The organism is Pseudomonas proteolytica (assembly GCF_007858275.1).
Classification (GTDB): domain Bacteria; phylum Pseudomonadota; class Gammaproteobacteria; order Pseudomonadales; family Pseudomonadaceae; genus Aquipseudomonas; species Aquipseudomonas proteolytica.
This window is the reverse complement of the sequence record NZ_VFEV01000043.1, coordinates 23,070-45,258: the sequence shown is the minus strand read 5'-3', so window position 1 is coordinate 45,258 and position 22,189 is coordinate 23,070. Positions and strand designations below refer to the sequence as shown.

At 58.1% G+C, this 22,189-nt stretch carries 27 protein-coding genes; 3 read left to right on the top strand and 24 right to left on the bottom strand.

Going from position 1 to position 22,189, the window contains the following annotated elements:
• Positions 1-242 precede the first annotated feature (242 nt).
• Positions 243-722, top strand: coding sequence for a DUF3617 domain-containing protein (locus FIV38_RS25160; RefSeq protein WP_235861034.1), 480 nt, complete (start codon positions 243-245; stop codon positions 720-722).
• Between the two features lie 345 nt (positions 723-1,067).
• A complete protein-coding gene (locus tag FIV38_RS25155) occupies positions 1,068-1,550 on the top strand; it encodes a hypothetical protein (protein ID WP_139273577.1) in 483 nt (160 codons plus the stop codon).
• Positions 1,551-1,813: 263 nt separating this feature from the next.
• Here FIV38_RS25155 and FIV38_RS25150 read toward each other — a convergent pair whose 3' ends face one another.
• From FIV38_RS25150 to FIV38_RS25095, 12 genes are all read right to left on the bottom strand, one after another.
• Entirely contained in the window at positions 1,814-2,320 is a 507-nt protein-coding gene (locus tag FIV38_RS25150; RefSeq protein ID WP_092236126.1) for a DUF2514 family protein, read from the bottom strand.
• On the bottom strand, positions 2,320-2,745 hold the full coding sequence (locus FIV38_RS25145; protein ID WP_092237431.1) for a cell wall hydrolase: 426 nt from the start codon (positions 2,743-2,745) through the stop codon (positions 2,320-2,322). The genes FIV38_RS25150 and FIV38_RS25145 overlap by 1 nt, the downstream gene beginning before the upstream one ends.
• 61 nt (positions 2,746-2,806) lie before the next feature.
• A complete protein-coding gene (locus tag FIV38_RS30740) occupies positions 2,807-3,355 on the bottom strand; it encodes a tail fiber assembly protein (protein ID WP_092236123.1) in 549 nt (182 codons plus the stop codon).
• 2 nt (positions 3,356-3,357) lie between these two features.
• On the bottom strand, positions 3,358-4,116 hold the full coding sequence (locus FIV38_RS25135) for a hypothetical protein (protein ID WP_092236120.1): 759 nt from the start codon (positions 4,114-4,116) through the stop codon (positions 3,358-3,360).
• A 38-nt stretch (positions 4,117-4,154) separates the two neighbouring features.
• Positions 4,155-4,880, bottom strand: a complete 726-nt coding sequence (locus FIV38_RS25130; protein ID WP_092236117.1) for a hypothetical protein — start codon at positions 4,878-4,880, stop codon at positions 4,155-4,157.
• A gap of 1 nt (position 4,881) precedes the next feature.
• Positions 4,882-5,277 carry a hypothetical protein gene (locus tag FIV38_RS25125; protein WP_092236114.1) on the bottom strand — a complete coding sequence of 132 codons (396 nt, stop codon included), beginning with the start codon at positions 5,275-5,277 and terminating at the stop codon, positions 4,882-4,884.
• Positions 5,278-5,307: 30 nt separating this feature from the next.
• Complete coding sequence (gpJ, locus tag FIV38_RS25120; RefSeq protein ID WP_092236110.1) at positions 5,308-9,177, bottom strand: TipJ family phage tail tip protein; 3,870 nt, start codon at positions 9,175-9,177, stop codon at positions 5,308-5,310.
• A gap of 59 nt (positions 9,178-9,236) precedes the next feature.
• Positions 9,237-9,821, bottom strand: coding sequence for a tail assembly protein (locus FIV38_RS25115; RefSeq protein WP_092236106.1), 585 nt, complete (start codon positions 9,819-9,821; stop codon positions 9,237-9,239).
• Positions 9,822-9,876: 55 nt separating this feature from the next.
• The gene (locus FIV38_RS25110) at positions 9,877-10,221 is read right to left on the bottom strand and encodes a hypothetical protein (protein ID WP_092236103.1); all 345 of its coding nucleotides are present in this window, start codon (positions 10,219-10,221) and stop codon (positions 9,877-9,879) included.
• A gap of 30 nt (positions 10,222-10,251) precedes the next feature.
• Positions 10,252-11,007 carry a C40 family peptidase gene (locus FIV38_RS25105; RefSeq protein WP_092236101.1) on the bottom strand — a complete coding sequence of 252 codons (756 nt, stop codon included), beginning with the start codon at positions 11,005-11,007 and terminating at the stop codon, positions 10,252-10,254.
• Between the two features lie 3 nt (positions 11,008-11,010).
• Positions 11,011-11,760, bottom strand: a complete 750-nt coding sequence (locus FIV38_RS25100) for a phage minor tail protein L (RefSeq protein WP_092236098.1) — start codon at positions 11,758-11,760, stop codon at positions 11,011-11,013.
• Positions 11,761-11,769: 9 nt separating this feature from the next.
• Positions 11,770-12,108, bottom strand: a complete 339-nt coding sequence (locus FIV38_RS25095; protein WP_092236095.1) for a phage tail protein — start codon at positions 12,106-12,108, stop codon at positions 11,770-11,772.
• A gap of 46 nt (positions 12,109-12,154) precedes the next feature.
• Between FIV38_RS25095 and FIV38_RS25090 the strand changes: the two genes are divergently transcribed.
• A complete protein-coding gene (locus FIV38_RS25090; RefSeq protein WP_092236092.1) occupies positions 12,155-12,370 on the top strand; it encodes a hypothetical protein in 216 nt (71 codons plus the stop codon).
• A gap of 3 nt (positions 12,371-12,373) precedes the next feature.
• Here FIV38_RS25090 and FIV38_RS25085 read toward each other — a convergent pair whose 3' ends face one another.
• From FIV38_RS25085 to FIV38_RS25030, 12 genes are all read right to left on the bottom strand, one after another.
• Positions 12,374-15,820 (bottom strand): phage tail tape measure protein, encoded by a 3,447-nt coding sequence (locus tag FIV38_RS25085; protein WP_092236089.1) that lies wholly within the window; start codon positions 15,818-15,820, stop codon positions 12,374-12,376.
• A gap of 10 nt (positions 15,821-15,830) precedes the next feature.
• Complete coding sequence (locus tag FIV38_RS25080; RefSeq protein WP_092236086.1) at positions 15,831-16,124, bottom strand: DUF1799 domain-containing protein; 294 nt, start codon at positions 16,122-16,124, stop codon at positions 15,831-15,833.
• A 17-nt stretch (positions 16,125-16,141) separates the two neighbouring features.
• Positions 16,142-16,531 (bottom strand): phage tail assembly chaperone, encoded by a 390-nt coding sequence (locus tag FIV38_RS25075; protein WP_092236083.1) that lies wholly within the window; start codon positions 16,529-16,531, stop codon positions 16,142-16,144.
• Between the two features lie 2 nt (positions 16,532-16,533).
• Positions 16,534-17,205 (bottom strand): phage tail protein, encoded by a 672-nt coding sequence (locus FIV38_RS25070; protein WP_092236080.1) that lies wholly within the window; start codon positions 17,203-17,205, stop codon positions 16,534-16,536.
• A gap of 68 nt (positions 17,206-17,273) precedes the next feature.
• Entirely contained in the window at positions 17,274-17,693 is a 420-nt protein-coding gene (locus tag FIV38_RS25065; RefSeq protein WP_092236077.1) for a phage tail terminator-like protein, read from the bottom strand.
• Entirely contained in the window at positions 17,690-18,286 is a 597-nt protein-coding gene (locus FIV38_RS25060) for a hypothetical protein (protein ID WP_092236074.1), read from the bottom strand. Before FIV38_RS25060 ends, FIV38_RS25065 begins: the two co-directional genes overlap by 4 nt.
• A 113-nt stretch (positions 18,287-18,399) precedes the next feature.
• Complete coding sequence (locus FIV38_RS25055) at positions 18,400-18,711, bottom strand: hypothetical protein (protein ID WP_092236071.1); 312 nt, start codon at positions 18,709-18,711, stop codon at positions 18,400-18,402.
• A gap of 105 nt (positions 18,712-18,816) precedes the next feature.
• Positions 18,817-19,188 carry a hypothetical protein gene (locus FIV38_RS25050; protein ID WP_092236068.1) on the bottom strand — a complete coding sequence of 124 codons (372 nt, stop codon included), beginning with the start codon at positions 19,186-19,188 and terminating at the stop codon, positions 18,817-18,819.
• 17 nt (positions 19,189-19,205) lie between these two features.
• The gene (locus FIV38_RS25045; RefSeq protein WP_092236065.1) at positions 19,206-19,709 is read right to left on the bottom strand and encodes a DnaT-like ssDNA-binding protein; all 504 of its coding nucleotides are present in this window, start codon (positions 19,707-19,709) and stop codon (positions 19,206-19,208) included.
• Positions 19,710-19,768: 59 nt separating this feature from the next.
• Complete coding sequence (locus tag FIV38_RS25040; RefSeq protein ID WP_092237428.1) at positions 19,769-20,359, bottom strand: BAR domain-containing protein; 591 nt, start codon at positions 20,357-20,359, stop codon at positions 19,769-19,771.
• Between the two features lie 46 nt (positions 20,360-20,405).
• Positions 20,406-21,368, bottom strand: a complete 963-nt coding sequence (locus FIV38_RS25035; protein WP_092236061.1) for a major capsid protein — start codon at positions 21,366-21,368, stop codon at positions 20,406-20,408.
• Between the two features lie 12 nt (positions 21,369-21,380).
• On the bottom strand, positions 21,381-22,109 hold the full coding sequence (locus tag FIV38_RS25030; protein ID WP_092236059.1) for a hypothetical protein: 729 nt from the start codon (positions 22,107-22,109) through the stop codon (positions 21,381-21,383).
• Positions 22,110-22,189 lie beyond the last annotated feature (80 nt).

Here is a 22,189-nt window from a genome sequence, read left to right as displayed (position 1 = left end):
GGCTCTTACTTACGCCTGGCACGCCCGCAGCGCGATCAATCCTTGGTCGCCGGCATCGGTGATGACGATAACTCGTTGAGCATGCGCTGAGGCACATTGGGTATTGCGGGCTACGCAAGTAACGCTGACCATGCCGTGGGCAGTTTAGGCACGCAGCTGTGAATCAATGGCTCTTTCCAAGCGAGGAGGACTTGTTTTTTAAGTATCCTGCTCAACGTGATCATCTACAAATAGGATGCATGATGAAGTACTTCGCCATATTGCTGTCGACCGCAATTGCTTTCTCAGTAACATTTTTGGCGTCAGCCGCTGAACCATCGCTGCGTCTGCAACGCGCTTCAGGTTTGTGGAAGGTTACTCCGTCCACCTCGCCGTTTTCTTGGGAAGTATGCGTCGACCATGAGAAAGACAGGCTTATAGATGACGACCTGTGGAGTGACTTCGAACAGGAGTGCAAAATCGAATCTAAAAGCGGTAACGTCGATAGCTACAATTTCAAATCACGCTGCTCTGAAGCGATTATGACCGGATCTTTCAAAGGCGACCTTGCGAAATCCTATGTACTGACGGCCGATACGTCGTTTGAGCTAAATGGAAAAATTGAAAGACAACACACAGTGATTAGTGGCAGCTTTCAGGGCGCGTGCCCGGCGGATATGGAGCCGGGTGTAAAAAAAATGCGCGGAGGAATGAAGATCAATTCCCCATACTCCAATAGATGAAAGGTTCAAAGCGTCATCGCTTGACGGACCTCGAATGCAGCTGCATCGATTGCCACGTATAACGCTCAATTGTGGCTGAGGTCAGTACCCTCGCGGCTTCCAGGCGTTCCATGTATCCTTCGGGATGATCTTGAGCTCGCTTTTGTGAGCGCTGGTCTGTTGGGGTGACTCCATCGTAAGCGAGTCTTCAGTCTTGGCTTTTGGCGCTCTGCGTTTTCGCGGCAGTGCTTGAGTTAAGAGTACTGAACCACTTTTACGGATCGGCAAGGCAGAAGTAGTTAAAAATTCTTAGGGCCAGCCTGCGTGCGACGCTTCGAGTTGGATAGTTAACTCAAGGAAGGAAATATGATTCGCTTATTGATTGCTACGTTCTGCCTAATGCTCCTCTCTGGCTGCACAACAAGCGTCAGTTCTGATGTGCGCGAGCAAGTGTGGTATTCCGAAGGAGAGAGACCAGCCACCGCCCCTTGGCACGTCTATTTGGTATTTACTGACGACGGCCATTTCATCTATTGGCGCACCGTAGAAAAACCGGATGATGTACTCAAAAAAATTGACTCCTACATGAAAGGCGCCGGTCTCGATGTCGGCAGCCCGGTACCATACACACGAACTGAAAACGACTTAAACGCGGTTTCGCAAACGCCGTTCCTAAGTAGAACGGGTGATACGGTCTACACTGATGTCCGCACCTTTAGAGGGCACTTTGTCGGCGACGCTTTAGAAATAGATTTCGAAAGAATCACTGTCTGGCCTCCTCGTCCTACATTTTCTGAAGGCGTCAGACGATGGTCGTTGAAAAGACTTAGCTCCTTGCGAAACAAGTGAAAAGCCGAGTGTGATGGCGTCTCTTGTCAATATAGGACTACAGAGAAGCATCAAAGAAACCCACTGCTTCTCTGGAATGATTCCTACAGCGGAAGTCGTTCAAGATTATGCAAGCACTCTGGCAAAAAAAGTGTAGTCGGAGCAGCCTAAGAGCTACTGACAAGCTCTGGAGGCTGCGGGCTGATGCCGCTCATAGCCCATGCGCTGCCGCTACTCAGTCGACGCAGTCCTATTCCGCTTTTCCTAAATGAATTGAGGTCATGCTAATTTTCTCGACCACGAATGTGGTTCATCGATTGATAGCTCCGCTCGCAAGCTAGCCCTGCTATCCTGGCTCGGTCATACGCCGCCGCCAGCTCTCCCGCTCTCTTGTCAGCCCGCTGGAACAATTCGGAGAGCACCATGGCGGCGCGGGCGGCTGACGCGCCTCCTCGGGCAATTCCGGGATCGACGCAGGTAGTGGCGGCAAATTTACCTGCCTCGACGTGCAGCCGGTCGCCAACAGCATCAGCGGTGCCAGCATCCACAGCAGCAGCCTTGTTTTGTTCTCGCGCATCACTCGCCTCCTTATTCACTGCCGATTGGCGGCGCTGTTCTTCTTGGCGGGCCATATTGCCAGCCTCGGTTAGGGCGATTGCCTGGGCTTTGCCGATCTCTGCCAGTTGTTTTCCGTAGCGCCAGTCCTGCACCTGCCAGGTGACGCCGGCGGCGCTGGCCATCAGCACCAGGATCAGCACCACCAGCCCGCCCAGCTTCTGCGCGGGCGTCATTACGGCACGGCCTTGAAAAAGATGTGGTGCCCCAGGCGCAGCGTTTGCTTCGCCTTCGCCGCCCAGGCCGGGGCCCTGGGCATCGTGGTTGCGTAGTAGTGCGTGGCCCCGCCGGTTGGATCCGGTACCGCGCCGGCCATCACCTGGTCAGCAGCACGCTGGGCCTGTGCGAGCTGCGCGGCCGGGATCGGCTTCACACCGCTGAGGTAGGCGTAGTTCGGGTCGTTCTGGTTCCAGCAGCTGAACTGCCATGGCTTCAGGCACACGCCGGCGTAGCCCTCACCCCACCAGGACTTGGCCTTGCCGTCGAACACGCGGTTGCGGATGGTCCAGGCTACGGCGATCTGGCCGGACAGCCCCTCGCCGCGGGCCTCACCCCACAGCGTACGCGCCAGGATGTCCCGGTCTTTTTCGGAAGTGGTCATGCTTTTCTCCAGGCAAAAATAAACCCGCTCGATGGCGGGTGTGGTCGACAGCAGCGCGGCGTCACGGCGCGGCGGGCCAATCAATGGCGAGTGGGTACCCGTCCTGCTCGGGCACTCGGTTCAGGGCTACGCGGTATTTCTTCCAGGCCTTGAGGGTAGCCAGCTCTGCTTCGGTCCCTTCGTCGATATCGACGGCGTCCTGAAGTGGCGCGATTGCGTAATCCGCCTCGGCTCGCAGGTGCGCGATCTGGGTTTGTGCAGCCACCACTGGATCAAGCGCCGGCGGCGGCAGCTCTTCCTGTCGGGGTAGATCCGGCACCAGGATGTGCAGCGTGATCATGACCTTCAAATCGTACGGCTCGCCATCCTTGGTCACGGTGACCGTGAGTAGGTCATCTTCAAACGAGATGTTCACCTCGGCGGAATTTTCCGAGGGGTGAAGCCCGTAGCCCCAGCCCTGATCGATGGGCGGGAATGGGACCATCCCCCGGGTGCCGGTGACGCAGTAGACGCCCACGTCCTTTCGAGAACAGGTCACCTCGGTCCCGCCCAGCGAAACGAAATCGAACTTTTCACCCGTGCCGGTGATGTTAATTGCTGCTCTTGCCATGATCAGATCGCCCTCAGTGTGTTGTCGGCCATGCGGGTGGTGTTGCCGGTGTGGTACATCCGCACCCAGGGAAGGAAGCCGTTGAATGCAGAGCGAAAGAGGAATTGGTTGTCGCCGTTGTAGATCATCATCTGGGCCCCAACTCGCCCTGAGCGCCTTAGGGTTATGCCTGTTGCGTTAATAGACTCTCCGGTACCGCCGGGAAAGATCGCATTACCCGCAATAAAGGCACCTCCAAGTTCATCGTAGGCAGTCGTCCAATCTGAAATCCCTACACAGTCCGCACCAAGGCCAAGGTCTCCATTTTTCAGCACTCGCCCTGGTGTGGTATCCGCATTGCCCACGGTCAGCGCCGCTGTTGCAGCAGTGCCGAGCCCCAGACCTGAGCGCCCTTCAGCCTGATTTCTGCCACCAGTGCCGCCCTTGTCCACCGGCACGACGTTCTCCGTCGATACGCTCCCCAGGCCCGCGAGCGTGGCGCCCCACTGCTGAACCATTTGGTTCACGGCATCGGCCAGGGCTTTGGGGTAGCCATTGACGGGCACAATCCCGTACCCGGCGCCGCCAACGGCCGCACCACGGTATGCCGGGGAGATCGACAACGAGGTATCGCTTGCAGGGTTGATCACCTGATAGATGCCCTGGTCAGGGCCGACGAACATATCCCCGGAACGGCAGTTCGAGAACTTGGTGCCGACGCCCGTTACTGTCGTGCCCCCGTTCTGCACGCTCACAGTCCCTTCTGAAAACCAAGAAGCCATAGGTTTCTCCAGTTGAGTGCCCACATCAGCACTTGAAATTAGTTGTAGTAACGTTCTATTGGAAACTTGCAGACAGGTACGCCAAGAAAAAAACCGTCTGAGCCTTGCCAATAAAATCGTTCTAGGTAGTGCCTCTGATTAAAGATCTGCAACACCGGAACCCCACCCTCTAAAATTGTGATACCCGCATATTTCGAGTCATTTGCAAACCACATTATTCCTCGATCAAGACTCGACACACTTATAAAATCATCGGCTTCTACTGCTACATCGCTGTAGTAAATGTCTACAAAACGTCCTCTGCCCACCGTCCAACTCTTTGAGAACTTCCCATAACGAACAACCCTATCACTGGACACAAACATGATCCGGTTTTGTGCATCGCGCACTTCAAGTCCGTATTCAGATGAGCTGCTTTGGTCGGAATATTTGCAAGACACAAACTCCATTAAATAGTCTTGCAACACGCTTCCACCCCGAACTGCTGATGTGACATGAAACCCGGTCCAGTTACCGGAAGATCCTTCAATGGAGGTATACAGCCCAAGGCTGGCGTGTGATGCCGATATCGTCCTCAAAAATATTTGGGGCGGTTCCACGGTGCGAATAGGTTTGGCAAAGGTAAACTGCCCTTTGCCTTCCTTGTCAGTGTAGCGAGACTGGATTCTGAACTGCCCTCGCTCGGAGAACACCAGTACTTTGTACACGCTGCTGATGCTGACAGATCCGTGATCGTTTACAGCTACAAAACCGTAGTCATCCATATCAATTTACCTTGACCACTTCTACGACGCTCTCCACAACATTGCGCGTCCACATCTCGCGGTTTTTCCCGCCACCACCACCGTCCGGCTCGCGGTAATTGATTTGTGTGTAAATCGCAATTCTTGTCCCGCCCAAGTTTGTGTAAGTCGGTAAGCCACCCCAAGTATCAGGGTAACCAGGCTGATCATACGGCGCGTAAACTTTGGGAGTGATCGTGACAAAGCAGGTGGCGGGATCATAGCCTGGAACATCCATAAGGATGTACTCATAGTTAGAACCTCTTCCGCCACCAGTTGCAGCCGGGACTATCAACACCGCCAACTTCTGTAGGGTGAAATCCTCCATACCTAATGTTTTAACGCCGTTAGCGTCAAACACACTTAAACCAAAGTCCATGCCCACACCTCCCCTGCAACTTCAACCCAGTCAAAGCCTTAGATTGCCGGTCATAGTCCGACGCACGTCATTACCGTCATACACAGCAAGGCCGTTGTTATTGAGCAGAATCGATCCGCCAGTACCATCGCCGCGAAGTACGAATGTGCCCGCCTTCACATTTATCTCCAGCAGCGGGCGCCCCCTAGAGTCGACAGCCTCAGATCGCAGCGTCATGCCCAGGATGATCTCCTGGATAAATGCCTTGTTGATCACCGCCTGGTTGATGAACACCTGGCCACCGCTCACAACGAACGGCGTAATCAACTGCCCACTGACCTCATCGACAATCGCGAAGCGCTGCGCAAACGCCAGGATCTCCGACGTTTCCCCATCGCTACCCAGTGCCAAGGCCGCCATTACTGTCTTGCCGTTGGCGGTGGTCTTGGTTTTGATCGTCGTCTGAGCGGACACCTTGCCGTTGAGATCGACAACCGTCTCGCTCACTTGCTGAACCGAGGCGTTGGTCTCGCCGATGCTCGACTGCAGGGTTTCCGAGGTTCTGGCCAGCGCCTGGTTAGCGGAAGCCTGCACCTTCTTCTCAACCTCAAAGCTGGCCGCCGCCTCCCAGGCCTTGATAGCGCCGGCAAGATCGCCGGCACCATCATCGCCGCGCACCGAAGCCCGCAGCGCCTCATTACTGGACGCTTGAGACGTGACCTTCCCGTCGAGGTTAGTGACCTTGGTGTCGAGGCCGGTGATTGCCTGCGCATTCCCAGCGACCTTCCCTTCGGTCAACTCCAAGTCGCTTTTGAGCTGAGTCAGTTGGGTGGCTGCCGTCTGCTTGTTGGTGGCCACCACCTGCTCCAGCACGGTCAGCCCGGACTGGTTCGCCCCTACCCTGGCGTTGAGCGTGGTCAGTTGCCGCGCCATTGCATCGCTTTCAGAAGCTCGCGTGCGCTTCTCAATCCCGAGATCAGCCGTCGATTGCCAGCCCTTCACCGCGTCCGCCAGGTCGCCCGCACCATCATCGCCACGGGCGGCCGAGCGCAATGCCTCAACCGATGTCGCGGTGGCCACCACCTGGCCCTCGATCTCTTCGATCATGCTGGTGACCAGTTGAACCTGCTGGGCCAGCGCGTCGGTGGTTTGCAGGATCGTGCCGATATCCTTCCAGTACAGCGGGTTTGGCGGTGCTTCGCCGGCCGGTACCGGGCCAGTCGCCTGGTACAGGTGCCCATCCTTTTGCGTGAATGCGCCGGCGCCGTATGGCTTCGCAGGGTCGTATGGCTCTGCCCCGGTGATCTGTCCCAGCAGCCCCTCCAGCTCTGCCTTGGCCTCCGTCAGCCGATCATTGACGGACCCAGGCCCATCGCCAGAGATCAGCTCGATCTCTTCGCGCAGGCTCTGGTACAGCGAACCTTTGCTGATCATCCCTTCGAAGTGTTTCTCGTATTCGCTTTGGACGGAACTTGATGCGCCGTTTACTGCGCCGGGTACCGGGTAGAACGGTCCAATATTGCCGGTGCGGTCAACTAGCCGAGCCCAGAAGAAGAACGACGCGCCGGCCACGGGGATGTACATCTCATGAGACGCTTGGGGGTAGCTGAAATCGCTCAGCTTCTCGGCCGTCGTCAGGTCCGGCGACTCGCTATACCAGACCTCCGTGCGCTGGGTGTCCTCTGCACCTGGTGGAAAACCCCACTGGATGCCGATGCCATAGACCATGCTGGTGGTGGTCAGGAACGCCACCGCCGGCGGAAGGCCGACTTTGCCTTCCAGGTTGGTCAGGATCGAGTTTCGCCATTGCGATGTGATGTCAAAGGCGCTCACCGCACGCACCCGGGCCAGATACGCCCCCGAGTAAATACCCGTGACATCTACACTGGTCGAGCCAGTGCGCTGCAGCTTGATCCAGTTGTTGCTGTCCTTGCGCCACTCAATGTCATAGGCGACCGCCCCCTCAACCGCAGGCCACTCAATCGTCAGTGTGTTTACCGCGATACCCTGATCAATAGCGTGACCAGAGGTCAGGTTGACGCTGACCGGGGCCGGGACGGTGGTCACCGGGATAACGCTGATTGGGCGCTCTTCCAGTTTGGCGCCGTTGTCGATCGCCGCGAACTTGCCGGGGTTGAACTCCAGGGCGGTGAACTCGTACTCACCTTCGGCTGTGCGCTTGCGCTTGAGCACGCGGAACAACTGAACGGCCAGATCCTCGTAGTCAATCGCCCATTGCAGTTGCGGCTCGGGCTGCAGCGTGTAAACAGTGGTCACCGTCACGGTGCGGTCGGCAACAGACTCTACGGTCCTTGCCTGAGCCGTACCGTTCGGAAGGTTGACGATCAAGCGGTCACCGGCCTTCACCGGCGTGTCACGGTCCAACGTCACGGCGCGTCCCGACACCGCAGAGATGCGCCCGCCATTCGGCCTTCCCGCCACCAGCTCGTCAGCGACGGGTATCACGAAACCTGGCAAGACGCTCGCCCCTTCCATGCCCGTCTTGAACGATACGGTGCGGTCTTGGCTGTTACTGAGCAGCGCCCACTTGCCGCGGCGCTGGGCCTCACTGGCCCGCGTGCAGCCGATCGCCGAGATTTCAATGGGCCGGTCGCGGTACCGGCGCTGGAGGGCTGCGTCAGTCACCGGTATTACATCGGTGTCGAAGTTGTTGAGCGGGTTGTCATAGCTGACCAGGGCGCGACTGTAATGCGTGTCACGCTCGGCGCCGCCGTAGACGAAGTCGCCGTCGATGACATTCGAACGGGTGAAGGTGTAATCGATGTCCTGCGCGCGCGGCATGTCGGCCTGCATGTACAGCGAGCCCTGCGCCCAGTAAACCATTCCGCGATAGATTGCCGACAGGTCACGCAGCAGCGTCCAGGCCTCGACCTTGCCTTGCAGGTTCAGATCACACAGATAGCGCGGCTCCATGCCTCCAACCCCGTTCGACACCTGTTGATCACAGTATTGGCCGATGCGGTACATCTCCCATTTGTCGACCATCCAGCTCTGGATGCGCTTGCCAAGGCCAAAACGATCATTGATGCAGATGCCGTAGGTAGCCCACACCGGATTGTTCGTCCAGGCCAGTTTGAACGTGCCATCCCACGCCCCGGTGTAGGTCCTAGATACGGGGTCATAGTTGCTCGGTACTGGCCAGCGCTGGCCGTTGCAGTTGACGGTAACAGCCGGGATGTTCTGGAACTGCTCGGCGTCGAACTCGATGTACAGCAGCGCGGTATTCGGGTACCGCAGTTTCTGGTCGATGATCTCGGTGTATCCCGCGATGGTCATCGTGTCAGCGATCGTTCCGGCGTTGGCGTTCGGGGTGAGGCGGCGCACTCGGAAGGCCCAGCCTAAAGTGGCGCTCGGGAGACTCACGGGCTCGGAGCGCTGATAACCGTTGGTGGTCTTGCCGTCCACAGCCCCGCGCAGCGATTCCACGAACGCGCCGCCATCGGTAGAGATGTCGATGGCGTACTCGATCCGATAGCCATTGGTGTTGCCGCTGCCGTCTTGGCTCACCAGGCGCGGCCAAGCGAATCGCACGCGCAGCCTGGAGAGTTGGATGTTACTCAATGTGCGGGTGAAGGGATTGTCACTACGCAGCTCGACGTTGACGGTGGTTTCGTTTTCAACTGAAGGGATACCCCGTATGTATTCCTGCTCCACCGTGCCTGGCCGCCACTCCCACTTCACGCCCGGGAAATTTAGATTTCCGTTGGCGTCCATGATCGGCGTGTTGTCGAGATAAATGTCACGCGCGGCCGGCGTGCCATCAAACTCGCCCTCGCCCACCGCCAGCAGGATCTTGGCAATGTTCGTGGAGCGGAGACTGTCCGGCGCCTCTACCGGGGCCTTCGGCTTCTTCTCGCCACCCTTCGAACCGGTAACATCAATGTGAGCTGCTGCGTCCACGTTTTTCTCCAGGCATAAAAAAACGCCCGGAGGCGTTCTGTAATATTTGGTGATGAGCGCTACGCCTTGTCTTGGGCGTAGATCGAGGCAGAGATGATCGCCCCACCCCACCGGCGCCGGCCGATGCAGATCGGGACCGGGTTGCCGCTAGCCGTAGTGTTCTTGGCAGATCCGAAAGCGTAGGAAGGCATGTTTTCAGGATTTCCGCTCTGGGAAAGGCCTTTGGCCTGAGGGCTTAGCATTTGGATTACGCCACCAGCGACCATTGCGATACCGGCCGGAGCCAGAGAAGGAAACCAAATACTCGCCACAAGTAATACCGCACCAATTATCGTTTGCAGAATTCCTCCTCGCTTACTGCCTTCCACTACCGGCACGATTCGAATTTCTTTGGTTCCGCCACGACCGAGCTCATCCGGGCCAACGTTTTTTCTGTTTCTGAAAATAGCGAAGCGCATCCCTAAGCGGCCAAGCCGTTTGATTTCTTCCTCGAAGCCCTCCAGGGTCGCGTTCAGTGCCCGAAAAACTTCCCAGCCAGAACCTGAGTCAATTTGCCTGCGATGCAGGCGGCCAAACCTCTGCGCCAGAGAGCCCGAGAACTTTATGCTGGCCATAGGGGTGTAGTGCACTACCGTTGCAGCCATACTTTTCTCCTGGCAATAAAAAACCGCCCGTAGGCGGCCTTGGTTGGTCGTGTAATTAGAGGCAAGACTTAACCGCCGATTCTATGCTGGATCGCCCAAGCATCGCCGACCACGGCATTCGCTGCCGCAGAGTTACAGAGCTACCATCAGCGTTTTTTGTGATATCAAGAAGCTCGTCCGCCATGTTGTTGCTCGCGACCCATAGCCGATACCCGGATTCAGTCTCGACCATCGATGAATCTGTTCTGGCTGCCTGCCATTTCGGGAACACACAGAGCGCGTACCTTTTTGGGTCTTTCTTGGTGTTCGCCGCAATACTCGGCTTATTACTTTCCAGATCTGCTGGAGAAACACACCCCGCGACCAACGCCAAGCCCAACGCCCCGATCAGAATTCGCATTTCTTCTCTCCCTCGAAAGCGCTCAATGTATCACCTCGCATCATGGTGGCGCAGCACCAGGCGGGTCCGGTCGAACCATGGCCCACCAAAAACGATGATTTCTGACGGCCTGCCATACAGGTGGTGCAGCAGGAACGGACCGGAGCCGAAGACCTCGGTCTGCTCACCGGGTAGCGCGGGGGCACTGCCCAGATAGATGCCGGCGTGGTTCGGGTGCGCAGTGCGACCTACAGCCATCACGATCATGTCGCCACGCTGCGGTCTGTCTACTCGGATGAACCCAGCGGCCTCATAATGTTGCTCGTACAGGCTGGCGCTATCAGCACTCTCCCACCAGCCATCGGCACGCTGGAAGGCTTCGAACTCCAGCCCCCACTCACGCTGGTACCACTCGGCGCATACCGCCCAACAGTCCCAAACTCCATGAACAAACGGTCGCTTGAGTAGCGGCACACTGCCTGTCGGTGTGATCGTCCTTATATCCCCTTCAGGCCAAGACAAAATGTGCCAGGGCAAGGCCGTGGCCTCACACATGGCCAAGTCGTGAGGTGATGGCCTGGAGGTCGCATCAGGGTGTGAATGGACAACCCCCATCACCTCGCCAATATCTTCAGCCGCGGCATAGTCCTCGGGATCGAGCTGGAATTCTTCATTCGGCTCCATGGCGATGTTCCGGCACGGGAAGTACTTCTGCGCCCGGCCCACGGAAATCAAAAGCCCGCAGCACTCTTTCGGGTACTCGGCTGCCGCATGCGCCTGGATAGCCGCAATGATGTGTTTGCGCATTTTTCAGCTCCTGGCGATGAGGGACACAGCGGGAAATCCCCCGTACGGCAGCGGGTTGCCGACGCCAAAACGCGGTACGCACCCGGTACCCATACAACCGTCGCACTCGTCCAGCACGGGGTTGTCGGTCAGGTTGCCATCCTTGTCGCGGTAAGGGCCGGTGTATCCGCAGTTCGGCCCTCGGTAGCCGTTGGTCATCGCCCAGTGGCACAGGGTTGTCATCTGCCGACCGATCGTCTCACCACCAACGTCGCCGGGGCTGGCGAGCTCCCAAGCCACAGTGGTGCCGTTCTCAGATATCTTCTGATCCACGTACCAAACCTCAAGCGCCTCCTCCCCCGGATCAGCCTCGGGATTGCCCTCGGGGAAGTTGGCAGCGTCCAGGTACTGAGCCAGGGTGAGATGCATCGTCAGTTGGAATTCGAGCAGATTGTCGAAAGCCAAACAAAGCGCCGTAATACGACCGTTGACGTTACCCACCGTCAATGTTGGCCGCACTGCGGTGCCGTCCGAATTTGCCTCGATCCCGTCGATCTGCATTGGCCAGGCGGCATACTCGTTTCCCTGCCACCAGATGGATTTGGCAGGCAACTGGTCTGCATTCACGCCTGCAGCCAACAAATCCTCGGGCGTGTGCGGAATGGCGTGACCGTGAAACCTTAAGATGTCAGCTCCATAGTCGGAGCCATCCAACTCAAACAGCAGTACTTCACTACCAGGCTCTAGAGTCTGGATATCACTGATAAGTGACATGGGAGCTCCTTATGGGTGGAACGCACGCTCGAACGTCGCCGTCAGCTTGAAGACCCCGCCGCCGACGGGCGTCGGTACAGGATCCTTGCATGTGAAAAGCCCAAGCTCGCCAAGCGGGGTTGTCCAGAGGAACGCCTTCGCTCCGCCGTGCCGGTCGAAGAAGGCCATAACTTCAAGCACTCTCGCCTTGCTACCGGTGTGCGTGATTGGGTATGAGTCCTCTTTATTGTTTGGCCCATCACCAACAACTTGCTTGTAGCCTCCACCGAACCGGGACTCTCTGGTCCTGTATTCAAATGTTGGCGAATCCCCATTCTGCGTTGCCCAGGCGAAAGTCTCGATTACCATGACGGCTCCGGATAGAATGATTTTTTAATCAAGGAAAGAGGCGTTTATGGAACTTAAAGTGTTGGAACTGAGTGTCGATGACCACTTCGCAGAGTCGGGAAAATCAAGCATCTGCGGCAGCGTCGATGTTCGCCTCGACATACCCGGCGGCCAGGGCGGGGGCAGAATCGGCGTCACCTTTGAGCATGAAGGCGCGCGCGATCTCACCTTCAATCAGCTAGAAAAACTAGTGCTCGACAAGGTGCGGTCCTCCCTGACCTAACAGTCATCGACGATTCATTGCCCTGCCAATGGCTCCATCAGGACGCAGATCCATAGATAAAAGCTTCCTGTACCGAGTATCAACGAACGCCCCAATATCCTTGCCGAACTGCTCAAGGCCTGGGGTGTTCGTTTCCGTCTTGCTCGATCCATCACTGTTAAGCGTTACCGAAACACTGATCTGCGCAGCCCCGGCTCCAGAAATACCCGACAAACCTGCGCCGCCCCCTGAAGTAAGTGGCGTAACACTCCCGCCGTTTGCACCCGTCATCAGGTACGACTTCCCTCCCTCGTTGTAGAGCTCTGGACCGAGTTCGTTCACCTGGTACAGAGAGTTCGGATCAACGGGGCCGCCAGTTGCCCTGAAGCCACTGAGGTAGGTACCTGAATAACCGGCCGAGGACGCGCCGAGGTTTGACGATGTGGCACCAGCAGACCCAGCTGCCAGCCCATTGCCGCCACCCGCGGCGCTGCCGCCCAAGTAGCTGGCCGCTGCCCCCACCAAACTGCCCAACAATGCCGAACTGGCCTGGCGGGTGGCAATGCGCGCCATGTCTGCCAGGATCGACTTGGTGAAGTCAGCAAACGACAGCTTCCCGGTCATGGCGAAGTTGACGATTGAATCCTCCATCGAGCTGAACGCGTTGCCGAACAGGCTCTTGGTCTGCCCTGCGATGTTTTGCGCCGAATCCAGGTAGTTGGCCCAGGCCGATGTAGCGCCCTTCGTCCAATCGCCCTGAGCGGCCTCCACATCCGCGTAGTTTTGCCGGATCTGGTCGGTCGCCTTCTTGTTCGCATCGGCGAGCGCCTGCGATTTTCGGGTGAACTCTTCGTCCGACATATTGCGCGATGGATCGGAGCGCTGGTTTTCCAGATCCAGCGACTGCTGAGCAAACCGATCTTGCTGACTGTTCAGCTCTCCGTTGAGCGCGTTCTGCCGATCTCCCTGGCCAACGCCGAGCACTGCACGCTGGCCGGCAAGCTCCAGGGCCCGCTGTTGCTGCCCCAGCGCCTGCACGTATGAGCTGATAGCCCGCTCCTGCTTGGCGAGTCGCCCGGTCTCATTGGTAGCCAGCACCTCTAGCTGGCTGTCGGCGTCCTTCTGCGCCTTTACCATCCCTGCTCGCGCGTCGGCAATCTTCTTATCTAGCTCGATGCTTTGCGCGGCGGTGGTGGTCTTTTTGCCCTGGGCGGCTTCAAGAGCGGATATCTCCGCTTCGTAACCGGCGGTTACCTCGTCCTTTTCAGCTCTGATCAAAACTGCACGCTGTATCGCGTAATCAGCTTGCGAGATCAACCCGGCCTTCTGCGCGGCGTCCAACTGCTTCTGGGTGTTGGCGTATTCGTCCTGAATACCCTTGAGCGCGTTCTGCGCATCGTTGTATGCCGTGAGGTCTACAGCGCCGGCGGATGATGCACCCTTGGGGTCCTTGAACTTGGCATTGATGTTCGCGCGCTGCTTGTCTACCCGCGACTGCTCAAGGCGCGGGTCGTTCGGATCTGCATCACGAAACGACTTCAGCTCCCGATCCAGCTCCTTGAGTTCAGCATTACGCTTCTGCTCGTTGGTACGGAATGATTTTTCTCTCGCATCGAATGTCCGCTGCGAATCCTGAGCCTTATCCTGCTTGCTCTGATAGAGGGCCTGGGCCTTGTTTATTGCGTCCTGGGTATCCCGCTGCTTTACGAGGAAGTCGAGCTCTAGCTTGGACTCTGCAAGCTTCTTTTTGGCATCGCTATCTTTAGGGTCGGCCTTGAGCGCGCTCTCTGCAAAAGCGACTTTCTGCGTTAAATCGATAATCCTTTTTGCTGGCCCTTCGTCACGACCAATGTTCTTGATCGCATCCAGCGATTTCTTTGCTTCGTCGGTGATGCCTTTCCAGGCTTTTTCTATGAAGCCCAGATTGTCGGTGATCTCCGTGGATCGGCTTTTGACGGTATCCGCGTAGGTATCAGTCAGCAGCTTGGCCGCGCCGATGGTGTCGCCCTGCTCCTTAAGTGCAACGATCTGCGAATAAACCGATGCGGTCAGAAAGTGGTACTGATCGTTCAGCTCTTTGGCTGCTGCAACCGGGTCCTTCGCGATCTTGACGAACTCAGCGATGGTGGCATCCACCGATTTACCGGTAGCGTCTTCCATGGCCGCCGCAGCATCCGCGATATCTTTGAAGCTTCCACCGGCTACCACGCCGCTGGCTGCCAGCTTGGCGAGCGATGCAGCAGCCTCGCTGGTGGTGCCGTTGGTTGCGCTCACCTGTTGCGCAAGATCAGCCAGTTGCCCAGCAGATGTGCCAGCTGCGTTGCCAGTGAGGATCAGCGCCTTCTTGTACTCATCCGCCTCCTGACTGCCGGTGTTGTAGCCATAGATCAACGTTCCCAGCACAGCAACTGCTGCGACCACAGCGAGCGCCATTCCCGCAAGACTAAACGTCACACCACTGACTGCTGGACCAATAGCTCCGACAGCCTTCTTGGCGTTCTCAGCGGCTTCCGCTGCGGTGTTCGAACTTTCAGCCAGGTCTGACAGGCTTTCGCTTGCCTCGCCCGCGTTCTCGGCGGTGTCCTTCGCGCCCGAGGCGATACCTGCGAGGGATTCCCCCAGCACAGCAGCACCGGCGCCACCAGAAAACAACGACCGGAACTTGTCTTTCAGGGCGTCCATCGTCGGGCCAATGCCGCCGAAAGAGTCCTTGATCTGGCCGCCCTGCTGAATCAGTACCAGTAGCGGGTTCTGCCCGCCCGCCAGGCTGGTGAAGATGTCCGTGAACTGCGCAGGCAATTGCCGAAGCGCCGCCTGCGTCTGCCCCGAACTGATACCGGTTTTTCGAAGCCCCTCATCGAATTCGCCCAGCTTCTGCCGGGACGCGTCGATGCGTGTCGAGTATTCGCGGAAGGTATCGGCATTAATGACGCCGGCGGCCTTGTACTTCTGCAGCTGCGCCTGCTGCTGATCGAGCTTGTCGAGCGCAGCCATCGTTGGGTTGAGCTTGCTGAGCAGCTCTTGCAGCCCTTCGGCCTGCGCGCCGGTCGCCGCAGCCGCCTTCTTGGTTGCCTCGGCCTGCCGATCAGTGGAGCCGACAAGCGCATCCGATTCAGCCTGCAAGCGCCGCTGAAGCGAAGCCAGGCTGCTGACCGACGATCCAGACGACTCCATGGCGGAAGCGTTGGTGTTCACGCTGGTGGTCAAGCGCTGGTAATACTCGCTCGACTCCAGGGAAGCCTTCGCCGTTGCCAGAAGGCGGGCCTTGGCCTCGTCGAGCGTCTCGGAAAGCTTGCGCTCAGACGCCGACAGATCCGCCGTTGCGGTCGCCGCCTTGTCGAAGCCGGCAGACACACCATCAGCCGCTTTCTCAGCCTTGGCGCCGGCCTTCGCGAGATTCTCCAGGTCGGAGGTGGCCTTGACCGCTTCGCCTGAATTTACCGCAATGCCAAGCTCAGCGATCGTAGACATGAGTGCTCCATTATTTCGATTGCTCAGACATAACGAGCAACGCCTCGGCCTCCATTACTTGAAGGTCGGGGAAGATCTCTCTGAGTTGTTTTTTCTTCATGCCGATGAGCTCGGCAACGCTGGTGATTGCGGTGTAATCAATGCCGGTCGCGCCGCACGCACCGGTGCGCCACTGAGTAGAGAGGCCGTCGAATAGGCGGAATGAAGGCCAAACACACGGCCACACCTCGAACGCCTCTTCCATGTCCGAGGCGTCAAGACCAAATGCCGCCAACTGCTCGGCACTCGGAGGTGGCTCATACAGGGCGCGTGCGACGCGAATCAGTTTCCCGTGCGGGCCGGTGCGTAAGCCGTTTGATAGGCCGCGACAATAGCCTCACCGGCGCCGGCAGATGTTTCCACCAGCGCACGGATCGACTCAAGGTTCAGCTTGTCTTCAAACCCCCAGCCTTCAACCAATGCCTGGACCTGATCTACCTGGCGTTCAATATCCGCATCAGTGATATCCACCAGAGTCAGATCGTCAGCTTTGGCCTTGAAAGCCTCCTGATCGTCCTTCGCCCGCTGCTGCCACCCCGCAAACAAGGCCGCCAGCTCATTGCGGTTCCGATACTTGAACTCAAACGGCACCTTGATGAATGCACCGCCAACGCGCGGAATCTCCACATCAGCCTTAAAGGTAGCGCCTTGCGCGATCTTGAACTTCGCCATGATCAGCTAACCCCGCCAGCAGCCACCGGCGCGCGGTACGCCGTAATCTCTGCGTTGATGGTGAAGCCGAACGTCACAGCCGCACCCTCGTTGCGCACCAGCGTTGGCGTTTTGTTGAACGACGGGTAACCAGCGTAGTAGATCGTTTTGCCGTTCGGCAGAGACATGCGCAGAATCCGCACTTCCTTCTCACGATCAGCCTTGTCCAGTTCGTCGTACCAGGCCAGGCTGTCATCGTCGGCGAGCTGGAACGCAAACGCCTGGGCATTCTTGGTGGTCGGGATCTGCTTGTCGCGGCGAGCCTCCAGCGGTGCATACGTCCAGTATTGCTGCTCACCGCCAGACATCGAGTTACCGATCACTTGGTTCACCGCAACCCAGCCGGTGACCTTTTTGGCGGTGCCCGCGCTGATGCCCTCCGGGAAGAACGCAACGTTCGAGGTATCGATGCCTTCCAGCGTGAAGGCGCCGGCCGCAGCGTTGGAAACGCGCACGGCTCGCTCGTTGATGTCCTCCCAACCAGAAGTGACCAGCAGGATGTCTCCATTGGCGAAACCGTTGGCCAGGGCCGTGGCCACGCCCGGACTTGCGTTGCTGATGGCGGAGATCAACTTGGCGGCAGCAAAGCCGGTTGAGATCGCCAGTGTTGCCCCGTTGGGGAAGTAGATCGACATGGGTTTTCCTCTTTGCAGAAATGACAAAACCCGCACTTGGCGGGTTCAGGATTTGCCCAACGGGCGGGTTATGGTGTGGTGTCGGACCGGTACGAGAACGACAGCGGTACGGTGTAGGTGGAGTCGCCGGTGATACCTGGCCCCTGATCTACCGGCGTCATGGGCGTGACGACGAAGCCGTTCTTCGTGTCGCGCACATATAGCGGGAAGAGGTCGGTCAGTTCGGCTGCTATCGGGTTCGTCTTGGTCTTGCCCGTGCCAGCCGGCGCGATGATGCTCACTTGGAACACGCCAGTGAACAGCCGATGGTCACCCCCAAGCGTATTGCTCGCGGTGTCGCCGGGGATCGTGACCGCTCGCAGGTATGTCTCGCCCGCCGCCGGCGTGTAGGCCGTGTTCTCGAAGATGATCTTCAACTTCTCCGACCTGGCAGCGTTCCAGGCGATGAGCTTGGCCTCGTAGATCGAAGCAATGATTGCGTGAGTCATACCTGATTGTTCCTGATGGCCTCCAGCACGATCTGCTGGAAGCGAGCCACGGTTACCCGGACCATGCCGCCGGGCGCCTGGGTCGAATGGCCGAACTCCAGCGGGATGGCATAACCGAGACTGTTGGTGATGTAGCAGGTGTCGCCTGCCTTGAATTCGATTGCGCCGGCAGTGATACGCGCCGTTGACTTGGCGCCCTTAGGGTCGACCTCTTCGGTCGTGGCGTTGTTCGGTGTACCGATACTGAACATCCAGTTACCGCGAAACCTGCCGCCGACGTAGCCTGCTGGTGCGACGATGTCCATGCCGTCGTGCACCTTGCGCCCTGGCCTTAGCCTGCCCGCCTTTGTGAGGTTGTCCGGATCGCTCCGCAGCGCGCTGTTGTGGTCGTCGACGGCCTTGTTGTACTGGGTCGCCACAGCGTTCTGCGCCCAAATCTCCGGGTTACCCACGGGAGACATGCGGATCAGACTGCTACCGACTTCGATGATGATCTCGCGCAGGCTTGCATCGAGTGCTTCGGTAGCCTGGGCGGCGAACGCGGCCAGGCTCAGAGCGAAGCTGCCGGATTGGTTTGCGTATTTGGTAGACACAACCGACTCCTCTCCAGCCGAGCATAAAAAAACCCGCTCAATGGCGGGTTTAGTTACGACAATTAATTGGTTTGAGCGTATGACCGCCGATCAGGCAGTTACGCCGCGAAGGCTCAATACTCCTCGAGCGCCTTGTCCGCCTCAATATCCTGATCAGCGCAGGCTTTGACCATAGCGAATCCGTACTGGCGCATCTGCTTCATACAGCGAGCCACAGTTTTTTTGTGCTCGTCTGGAATTTGCTTGATTTCAGCTACTGCACTTAGATCCTGATCAACGCAAGCCTTCACCATTGCTGATCCGTAACTCCCCATCTGAACCTTGCATCGATCAATGATCTCTTTTTTTACATCAGTGTCCGCATAGGCTGTAGTAGATAAGAAAGCTGCAATGCCAACCAGTGTAATAATGCGGCGCATATCCATATACGTTTCTCACAGCAAGAAAGTTAAGGCACAACGCTATTACGGCCACGATTTTTTGTCCACTCATCAACACCCACAATAATGATGTCAGCTTCAAATCCCGGATTACGACCGCACCTGCAACTCATACAGGATCTGAGTGCCAGCAGGGTTGACCTCTTTCAGCGGAGGGACGATAGCCCAAGTGCGGCCCTGAGCGACCACCTTGTCGAGCAAGCCCGGCACCCAGGACAAGCCCTGCGCGGCGATCTTGAGCTTCTTGTCGCCCTGCCTGATGAGGCTGTTGTTTTGGAATTCTTGGCCGGTGAAGTCGAGCAGGATGCCCTGGGCGATCTGCTCGACGGTTGCTCCTGGTACTTCACCGCCCAGCTCAGGGTCCCACTCGCCTACTTCAGTTTTGCGAATGGTCACGGGCTGGCCGAACTCTGTGATCATCTCCAGAGCCATCACGGCCATTTCGTCGTAGAAGGTGGCCATGGTGGTCTCCGTTGTGGCTATGCGCGGACGGCGAACAGCCCGCGCTTTTGTAGGTAATCCGCAAACTGCGTAGCACTTGGCCGATCCGGTGCCGCTGGCAGTAGCCGGTTGCTGGTGTTTGGAATCGCCGCGTACTGCCGGGTCACCGCACCTTCAACACGATCAAGCAGAACCGCCCCCTTGCGCTTCTCCACCGGGTCAATGTCGTCCTGATGGATTTCGGCGGCCAGGGCCATCTGGCCATACTGGATCCGCGCCGGCAGGTAGTTGTTCGGCTTGATCTCGTGATCCAGCAGCACTTCCCGGCGCGGCCAGGACAACGCCTGCTCGCTGCTGGTCTTGCGCCCCTTCCAGATCATGCCATCCATCGCCAGAGCGGCCCGGCGCAGCAACGCTTCCTGCTCTGGTACGCCCCCAGGGATGACCGTGCCGAATTTCACGGCATACAGGGCCAGATCCTCCGCGCTCGCGTAACTTTCGGCATCAGGCTTGCCGGTGCCGTCCTCGATGATGAGTGTCATGCGTCAACTCGCTGGAATGGTTTGAAGATTGGCCGCCGGATCGCCGACAGCCAGCAGTATTACTCCTTGGTCAGCTCAGCAACGAGCTTCTCCAGGGATTCCTTCGAAGCGTTGGCCCGGTACGGAACCTTGGCCTCATCGAGCTTTGCTTTCAGCGCGGCGATCTCATCGACCTCACCAGCCGTCGGCGTGATGGCGGCTCTCTTCAGAGCTTCAACCTCATCGCGCAGCTCGTCGACAGTAAGAAGCAAGCCGTCACGCTCGGCTGTCAGCTCACCAACTGATGCATGGATGGTGCCCAGCACTTCGAACAAGCGCAATGCCAAGTCGCCAGACTCTGGACGGTGGATTTCGCCACCCTCCATGCCTTCAACCAGCAGAACCATGGCGCCACTCTCGGCTTGCAGATCGGCAAGCAGCTGAGACAGCTCACCAGAGACCGACGTCTGCGTGCCGAAAACAACAGGCACCGGCAACTCAACAACCTCAACATCAACACCGGCATCTTCGTATGCAGCGACGATCCCCGGATAGTCACCTACTACGGTCACCGATGTTACATCTCGCTCGACGCTGCGGAATAGGCCCGGGACGCGGTAGCGCTTGCCCGGCTCAAAGCCATCAAGCTGGTTCGTGTAAACGAGTTCCATCGTAATCTCCGTGGCGGCCATCGCTGGCCGCTTCCTGGGGTGGATATCAGCCGCCAACTGGTGGCGTGGTGGTGAGATTGATCATCACGCCGGCGGTGACCTTGTTGCTGTCGGAGTGCTTAACCCAGTTCGCAGCAGAGCCAACGGCCGCCAGTGTTGGGTTGGTGCCGCCGGTGGACTCCTTCCAGCTGTAGCCCAGCACGTCGATGTTGACGGTACCTTCGGCGCGGTAGCCGATAGCCAGGTTTTCCTCGTCGTTGACGTCGTACGAGCGGAAGCCGGGGGCCTGGGACTCGGTGATGACCACGGCGTTCGGCAGCAAGCCGAAGATGGCATCCACTGGCGCCTTGTCGGTCACCAGCACAGGCTTGCCCAGGGTGCCAGGCAGGCCGCCGTAGATCACGACGCCGGCTTCTTCGTAGACCTTGCTCGCAATCGCTTCATCAACGATGTCGAAGTAGGCAGACGAGTGCATGACCCACAGCGCGATCCGGCCGAATTTGTCACCGAATTTGCGCATGCCACGGGTCAGGGTTTTCTTGCCGTCGGTTTCGATGTTGGCCGACACCACCATGGCGGCGTTCGAGCCGATGGCGGCCTTGAGTGCGCCGGTGGCGTATTCGATGAAGCCTTCGATGGTGGCATCGGCAACATCGGCGCCGATGATTTGGGAGAACTCTTCCACTGCCCGGCCGCGGCGCTTAAACGCCTCTTCGGTGGTCTGGTACGGGCCGTATTTCCATGGTGCCTTGACGCCTACAGCCTCGCCAGCGCCGATTTTCTTAGCGGTGACCTTGCCGTCGGAGTTGACATCGCGGTGTTCCAGACCGCCGCCGAGTTTGTAAAAGGCACGCTTGCGGAAGTCGCCCTGGATCAGCTCGTTGTCGAGAACGATCGCGCCGTTGGACGATGCGTTGAACACGTCCAGGTTGTCCTGAATGCGTTCCAGATATGCGGTTTGCGCCTCATCGTTGTAGATGATCAGGTCGCTGTTAACAGTTGTAGCCATGGGTCAATCCCCTTACTTGGGCAATGCGAGATATGCGGTTTGGCCGTGCTTGCGCTGGAAATCGCGCTTCTGCTCGGAGGTCATTTCGGAGCGTTTCGGCGTGGCCTGACCATGCACCCGCTCCAGGGCATTTGTTCCTGTAGCCCTGGGCCACAAGTGAGGTGCGCTTTCGCGCAGTGATTCCGCCCATTCAAGCGGAGTAAGAGGGGTCTTGCCGTCTTTGCCGAGGATGATCTGGCCATTCTCGTCAACAGCGACCGCTTCGCCCTCTTCGTTCAGAGAGAACACGCCTTTGGCGCGCAGGATGATGTCGTCGGTTGCTTCTGGCAGCGCGCCGGCTTTCAGTGCCGCACCGCGCACCGAGTCGCCCAGGACTTTGCCCTGGAACTTGGCGGCGAACGCTTCGGCCTTCTCGGCGCGGCCCGCGAGCGTCTTCAACTGCTTGTCGTGCTCGCCACGCAGGCGCTCGGTGCGCTTATTAAACACCTCGTCCACCTTGCCCTCAGTCAGCAACTTGGTTTCTTCGTCCTGCCCGGCGCGACTGAGCAGGCCTTTGACGGCGTCGATGTCGATGCCTTCAAACTGGGTTTCAAACTGGGTCAGCTTGCCGGAGGTTTCCTTCAGCTTGCCCAGCAGTTCCGAGTTTTTAGTTTTCAGACCAGAAACTGATGCTTCAACGGCAGTCGCGATAGCGGCCTTGATTGCCGGATTTTCCAGGTCGATTTCGTTTTCTTCTGCCACGTTGATGCACCCCTTGGGTATGTTTCGCCCGCTTTGCAAGCAATAAAAAACCGCCCGGAGGCGGCTGATTGAATATGTTC

Excerpts from the sequence above, each read along its gene's own strand:
- FIV38_RS25040 (WP_092237428.1), bottom strand. The coding sequence starts at position 20,359 with ATGGAACTCGTTTACACGAACCAGCTTGATGGCTTTGAGCCGGGCAAG.
- FIV38_RS25075 (WP_092236083.1), bottom strand. The coding sequence starts at position 16,531 with ATGGCGAAGTTCAAGATCGCGCAAGGCGCTACCTTTAAGGCTGATGTG.
- FIV38_RS30740 (WP_092236123.1), bottom strand. The coding sequence starts at position 3,355 with ATGGCAAGAGCAGCAATTAACATCACCGGCACGGGTGAAAAGTTCGAT.
- FIV38_RS25115 (WP_092236106.1), bottom strand. The coding sequence starts at position 9,821 with ATGGCTGCAACGGTAGTGCACTACACCCCTATGGCCAGCATAAAGTTC.
- FIV38_RS25150 (WP_092236126.1), bottom strand. The coding sequence starts at position 2,320 with ATGACGCCCGCGCAGAAGCTGGGCGGGCTGGTGGTGCTGATCCTGGTG.
- FIV38_RS25125 (WP_092236114.1), bottom strand. The coding sequence starts at position 5,277 with ATGGACTTTGGTTTAAGTGTGTTTGACGCTAACGGCGTTAAAACATTA.
- FIV38_RS25065 (WP_092236077.1), bottom strand. The coding sequence starts at position 17,693 with ATGACTCACGCAATCATTGCTTCGATCTACGAGGCCAAGCTCATCGCC.
- FIV38_RS25105 (WP_092236101.1), bottom strand. The coding sequence starts at position 11,007 with ATGCGCAAACACATCATTGCGGCTATCCAGGCGCATGCGGCAGCCGAG.
- FIV38_RS25055 (WP_092236071.1), bottom strand. The coding sequence starts at position 18,711 with ATGGATATGCGCCGCATTATTACACTGGTTGGCATTGCAGCTTTCTTA.
- FIV38_RS25160 (WP_235861034.1), top strand. The coding sequence starts at position 243 with ATGAAGTACTTCGCCATATTGCTGTCGACCGCAATTGCTTTCTCAGTA.
- FIV38_RS25035 (WP_092236061.1), bottom strand. The coding sequence starts at position 21,368 with ATGGCTACAACTGTTAACAGCGACCTGATCATCTACAACGATGAGGCG.
- FIV38_RS25070 (WP_092236080.1), bottom strand. The coding sequence starts at position 17,205 with ATGTCGATCTACTTCCCCAACGGGGCAACACTGGCGATCTCAACCGGC.
- FIV38_RS25130 (WP_092236117.1), bottom strand. The coding sequence starts at position 4,880 with ATGGATGACTACGGTTTTGTAGCTGTAAACGATCACGGATCTGTCAGC.
- FIV38_RS25085 (WP_092236089.1), bottom strand. The coding sequence starts at position 15,820 with ATGTCTACGATCGCTGAGCTTGGCATTGCGGTAAATTCAGGCGAAGCG.
- FIV38_RS25100 (WP_092236098.1), bottom strand. The coding sequence starts at position 11,760 with ATGTCACTTATCAGTGATATCCAGACTCTAGAGCCTGGTAGTGAAGTA.
- FIV38_RS25110 (WP_092236103.1), bottom strand. The coding sequence starts at position 10,221 with ATGCGAATTCTGATCGGGGCGTTGGGCTTGGCGTTGGTCGCGGGGTGT.
- FIV38_RS25145 (WP_092237431.1), bottom strand. The coding sequence starts at position 2,745 with ATGACCACTTCCGAAAAAGACCGGGACATCCTGGCGCGTACGCTGTGG.
- FIV38_RS25090 (WP_092236092.1), top strand. The coding sequence starts at position 12,155 with ATGGAACTTAAAGTGTTGGAACTGAGTGTCGATGACCACTTCGCAGAG.
- FIV38_RS25135 (WP_092236120.1), bottom strand. The coding sequence starts at position 4,116 with ATGGCTTCTTGGTTTTCAGAAGGGACTGTGAGCGTGCAGAACGGGGGC.
- FIV38_RS25155 (WP_139273577.1), top strand. The coding sequence starts at position 1,068 with ATGATTCGCTTATTGATTGCTACGTTCTGCCTAATGCTCCTCTCTGGC.
- FIV38_RS25095 (WP_092236095.1), bottom strand. The coding sequence starts at position 12,108 with ATGGTAATCGAGACTTTCGCCTGGGCAACGCAGAATGGGGATTCGCCA.
- FIV38_RS25050 (WP_092236068.1), bottom strand. The coding sequence starts at position 19,188 with ATGGCCACCTTCTACGACGAAATGGCCGTGATGGCTCTGGAGATGATC.
- FIV38_RS25045 (WP_092236065.1), bottom strand. The coding sequence starts at position 19,709 with ATGACACTCATCATCGAGGACGGCACCGGCAAGCCTGATGCCGAAAGT.